Here is a 4,928-nt window from a genome sequence, read left to right on the forward strand (position 1 = left end):
GGTCAGCCGGCGAGTGCGGGCTCCCGCCCGGTCGTGGCGGGGGCGGACTCCTTGCGCCGCTTGAGCGCGCTGCCCAGCAGCACCGCTCCCAGGCCGAGGGCGGACCACCAGGTCAGCGTCAGCGCGGGACCGGACGCTGCGGCCCCGTCGAAGAAGGAGACCGATCGCAGGAGGGACGCGCCGGCGCCCGGCGGCAGCCACTGGCCGATCGTGCCGACCGGGGCGGGCAGCATCTCGGGAGCGGAGCTCGCACCGGAGAACGGGTTGCCGAGCAGCATCATGACGAACGCGCCCAGACCGATCCCCGGTGTGCCGAGCAGGGCCGCGAGGCCCGCGACGGCGGCGCTCACGGCCAGCGTCGAGGCCGCCAGGACGGCCGCCTCGGACCACCAGCTCCCGGTGAAGGCGCCCAGCCAGGTGCCCGCGACCAGGGCGGCCACCAGGCCGACCACCGCCGCCGCGCCGATCAGGGCGGCCACCGCGCGCCGGCCGCGCAGGCCCAGCAGGGTCACCACGGCTCCGGCGGCGATACCCGCGAGCGTCATGGGCAGCACGCTCGACGTCAGGACCGCACCGCGCGGATCGTCCGCGGAGGCGGGTACGACGTCGACGGTCTTCAGCGGGGCGCCGCCGGACTGCCGGGCCACGGCCTGCTGGAGGGACTGGGCCACCAGAGGGCTCGCGGCCGATGCGGTGAGCAGCTCGGGTCCCCGCTCGGTGACCACGACCGCTCCGTATACGGTCCGGTTCTCGATGGCGTCCCGGGCGGCGGCCTCGTCCGCGTAACGGTGGATCTCGAAGGCGCCCTCGTGCGCTTCGAGCTGCTTCTGCACCTGAGCCGTCGCGGTCGCCGGGCCCGCCACTCCGAGCGGCAGATCGTGGGGAGCGGTACGGGCCGCGGGCCAGGCGAAGGCCCACAGGGCGAGGGCCGCAAGGACCGGCGCCAGTACGACCACGACCGCGATGCGGCGAAGGTGCGAGGGCGACGCCGACTGCTGTGCGGCGGAGGGCGGCGGCTGCCGGTCCGGCAGCGGTGATGCGGTCCCGGTGGTCGTGGCGGAGGTGGCGGACATGCTTCTTCCCTCGATTCGGATGGGCGGTGCTCGGGCTCCTGGCCGGGGCCTCGTGGGCCCGGAAGGCTGTCGCGCTAAAAAGAATGAGCGTTCGTTTTAACTGTGACCCCACTGTCCCGCCGGTGTCCGGGCTTGTCAAGAAGGAATGTTCGTTTTACGTTTCTCGCATGGCCCGCGTATCCCAGGAACACCTAGACGCCCGTCGCCGCCAGATCCTCGACGGCGCCGCCCGCTGCTTCGCCCGCAACGGATTCCACGCCTCGTCGATGCAGGACGTGCTGAAGGAGGTGAATCTCTCCGCGGGGGCCGTGTACCGCTACTTCAGCGGCAAGGACGAGCTGATCGCCGCCGTCGTCACCGAGGTCCTCGGCGAGATCCGCGAGGCCTTCGAGGAGGCGGCCCGGCAGACCCCGCCTCCGCTGCCGGACGTCCTCGTGGGCCGGGTCATGACCGAGGTGCTCGGTCTGGGAGGCGCGGAGAGCCACGGCCTGACCTGGGACGGAGAGACCTCGTTCCCCAGGCTGATGGTCCAGGTCTGGACGGAGACCCTCCGCGACGGCGAGCTGTCGGCGCTGCTGCGTGAGGGCTTCGGCGCGGTGCGCGAGGCCTGGGTGAAGATCGTCGAGGGCTATCAGGACGCCGGTGTGATGCGGGCGGACATCCCCGCCGAGCATGTCGCGAGGACCCTGATCGCCACGGCGCAGGGGTTCGCCGCCCAGCAGGCCCTCTTCGGTTCGGCACCCGTCACGGTGATCCAGGACGGTCTGCGGGCGTTGATGAGTGTGGGGACGCCGCACTGAAGGCGCCGGGCCTCCGCCGGCGCGGACCGGCGGAGGCCTGCGGCACAGGCGGCCGACGCGGTGATCCTCGGAGAATCCCCGCGTGGTGGTTAACGTCCCTGAAATCCCGCGCAACTAGCCTGCACCACCACGTCACCAGGGGTTTTCGCAGCCCGGGACGCGCACCGTCGCGCGATTCCGGCCGCGTACCGCAGTCGCGTCGCGTACCGCGTCCCGATTCTTCGTGGTGGCCGCGGCAACCGGACCCCGCACGGTCCGGAGCGAGGACCGAGAGGTGGACGCCGTGCAACTGACGCCGCACGAGCAGGAGAGGCTGCTCATCCATGTGGCCGCCGATGTGGCCGAGAAGCGCCGGGCCAGGGGACTGAAGCTGAATCATCCCGAGTCCGTCGCCCTGATCACCTCGCACATCCTCGAAGGGGCCAGGGACGGCCGCACGGTGGCCGAACTCATGGCCTCCGGTCGCGCGGTCCTCACCCGGGAGGACGTCATGGAGGGCATCCCCGAGATGATCCACGACGTCCAGGTCGAGGCGACCTTCCCCGACGGCACCAAGCTCGTCACCGTCCACGACCCGATCGTCTGACGGGGGAGCGGCAGTCATGATTCCCGGAGAGATCCTGTTCGCCGACGGGCCCGTCGCCTTCAACGAAGGCCTCGACGTCACCCGGCTGACCGTCCTCAACGCCGCCGACCGGCCCGTCCAGGTCGGCTCCCACTACCACTTCGCCGAGGCCAACCCCGGCCTCGACTTCGACCGCGCCGCCGCGCGCGGCAAGCGGCTCAACGTCGCCGCGGGCACCGCCGTGCGCTTCGAGCCCGGAATCCCCGTCGCCGTCGAACTCGTACCGCTCACCGGTGCCCGTGTCGTGCCCGGCCTGCGCGGCGAGACCGGAGGTGCCCTCGATGCCTGACATCTCGCGTGCCGCGTACGCCGACCTGTTCGGCCCCACCACCGGCGACCGCATCCGGCTGGCCGACACCGACCTCCTCGTCGAGATCGAGGAGGACCGTTCCGGCGGCCCCGGACGCTCCGGTGACGAGGCCGTGTTCGGCGGCGGCAAGGTCATCCGCGAGTCCATGGGCCAGTCGCGCGCCACCCGCGCCGACGGCACCCCGGACACCGTCGTCACGGGCGCGGTGATCATCGACCACTGGGGGATCGTCAAGGCCGACGTCGGAATCCGCGACGGCCGGATCACCGGCATCGGCAAGGCGGGCAACCCCGACACCATGGACGGGGTCCACCCGGATCTCGTGATCGGCCCGGAGACCGAGATCATCGCCGGTAACGGGCGGATCCTCACGGCCGGCGCCATCGACGCCCATGTACACCTGATCTGCCCCCAGATCGCGGACGAGGCCCTCGCCTCCGGCATCACGACCCTCGTCGGCGGCGGCACCGGGCCCGCCGAGGGATCCAAGGCCACCACCGTCACCCCCGGCCCCTGGCACCTGGCCCGGATGCTGGAGGCCATGGAGGGGTACCCGCTCAACTTCGGGCTCCTCGGCAAGGGCAACACCGTCTCCCACGAGGCGATGCTGTCGCAGCTGCGCGGCGGGGCGCTCGGACTCAAGCTGCACGAGGACTGGGGCTCCACGCCCGCCGTCATCGACGCCGCGCTCACCGTCGCGGACCGGACGGGCGCGCAGATCGCCATCCACACGGACACCCTCAACGAGGCCGGGTTCGTGGCCGACACGCTCGCCGCCATCGCGGGGCGCACGATCCACGCGTACCACACGGAGGGTGCGGGCGGCGGGCACGCGCCGGACATCATGACGGTGGTCTCCGAGGGGCACGTACTGCCGAGTTCGACCAACCCGACCCGGCCCTACACCGTCAACACCGCCGAGGAACACCTCGACATGCTGATGGTCTGCCACCACCTGAACTCCGCCGTGCCCGAGGACCTGGCCTTCGCCGAGTCCCGGATCCGGCCCACCACCATCGGGGCCGAGGACATCCTGCACGACCTCGGCGCGATCTCGATTATCTCCTCCGACGCCCAGGCGATGGGGCGCGTCGGCGAGGTCATCATGCGGACCTGGCAGACCGCGCATGTCATGAAGCGGCGCCGGGGCGCCCTGCCCGGCGACGGGCGGGCGGACAACCACCGGGTTCGTCGCTATGTCGCCAAATACACGATCAACCCCGCCGTCGCACAGGGCCTCGCCCGCGAGATCGGCTCCGTCGAGACGGGCAAGCTCGCCGACCTGGTGCTGTGGGAGCCCGCGTTCTTCGGGGTCAAGCCGCATCTCGTCGTCAAGGGCGGGCAGATCGCGTACGCGCAGATGGGCGACGCCAACGCGTCCATCCCCACACCGCAGCCGATCCTGCCGCGGCCGATGTTCGGGGCGATCGGCCGGGCGCCCGCGTCCAACTCTTTCAACTTCGTGGCACCGATCGCCATCGAGGACGGGCTGCCGGAGCGGCTCGGGCTCGGGAAGCGGTTCGTGCCGATCGAGTCGACACGCGGGGTGACCAAGGCGGACATGCGGGAGAACGACGCGCGGCCGCGAGTCCAGGTCGATCCCGACAGCTTCGCCGTCACCATCGACGGGGAACTGGTGGAGGCCACGCCCGCCGCTGAACTGCCCATGGCCCAGCGGTACTTCCTCTTCTGATCCCGATCCCGGTACCGGTCGGGCCCCAAGGCCCGTCCCGGCGCCGGTCTCCCCATCGGCCGACTTCTCCGGTCCCCACATCGGTCGACTTCTCCAGTCTCCACATCGGGCCGGACTTTTCTGCCTCCTGCTTTCCGCCCCTGCCTTCCGCCCCTGCCTTCCGCTCCTGCTTTCCGACCCCCCTTTCCGACTCTGCGTCCTGGGACTCGTCATGTCGCGTGCTGCGTTGCTCGTTCTGGCCGACGGCCGGTTTCCCGCAGGAGGGCATGCCCACTCCGGCGGGGCCGAGGCGGCCGTCAAGGCCGGGCGGATCACCGATGCGCGAAGCCTGGAGGAGTTCTGCCGGGGTCGGTTGCACACGGCCGGGCTGGTGTCGGCCGCGCTCGCCGCCGCGGCCGCGCTCGGCCTCGACCCGGTGGCGCTGGAC

5 protein-coding genes and 1 pseudogene are annotated in these 4,928 nt (G+C 71.6%); 5 read left to right on the top strand and 1 reads right to left on the bottom strand.

Annotation, left to right across the window (positions count from 1 at the left end; genetic code table 11):
• Positions 1-2: 2 nt before the first annotated feature.
• Entirely contained in the window at positions 3-1,073 is a 1,071-nt protein-coding gene (locus KUF83_RS14355; RefSeq protein WP_254643843.1) for an ABC transporter permease, read from the bottom strand.
• 167 nt (positions 1,074-1,240) lie between these two features.
• Between KUF83_RS14355 and KUF83_RS14360 the strand changes: the two genes are divergently transcribed.
• From KUF83_RS14360 to KUF83_RS14380, 5 genes and pseudogenes are all read left to right on the top strand, one after another.
• A complete protein-coding gene (locus KUF83_RS14360; RefSeq protein WP_217455069.1) occupies positions 1,241-1,873 on the top strand; it encodes a TetR/AcrR family transcriptional regulator in 633 nt (210 codons plus the stop codon).
• A gap of 283 nt (positions 1,874-2,156) precedes the next feature.
• Entirely contained in the window at positions 2,157-2,459 is a 303-nt protein-coding gene (locus KUF83_RS14365) for an urease subunit gamma (RefSeq protein ID WP_217455073.1), read from the top strand.
• A 16-nt stretch (positions 2,460-2,475) separates the two neighbouring features.
• Positions 2,476-2,787 (top strand): urease subunit beta, encoded by a 312-nt coding sequence (locus tag KUF83_RS14370; protein WP_217455070.1) that lies wholly within the window; start codon positions 2,476-2,478, stop codon positions 2,785-2,787.
• The gene (locus KUF83_RS14375; protein WP_217455071.1) at positions 2,780-4,501 is read left to right on the top strand and encodes an urease subunit alpha; all 1,722 of its coding nucleotides are present in this window, start codon (positions 2,780-2,782) and stop codon (positions 4,499-4,501) included. Before KUF83_RS14370 ends, KUF83_RS14375 begins: the two co-directional genes overlap by 8 nt.
• Before the next feature lie 211 nt (positions 4,502-4,712).
• Positions 4,713-4,928 (top strand): annotated as a pseudogene (locus KUF83_RS14380) (urease accessory protein UreF); the annotation flags it as partial.

Origin of the sequence: Streptomyces sp. BV286, assembly GCF_019090165.1 — a bacterium.
GTDB lineage: Bacteria > Actinomycetota > Actinomycetes > Streptomycetales > Streptomycetaceae > Streptomyces.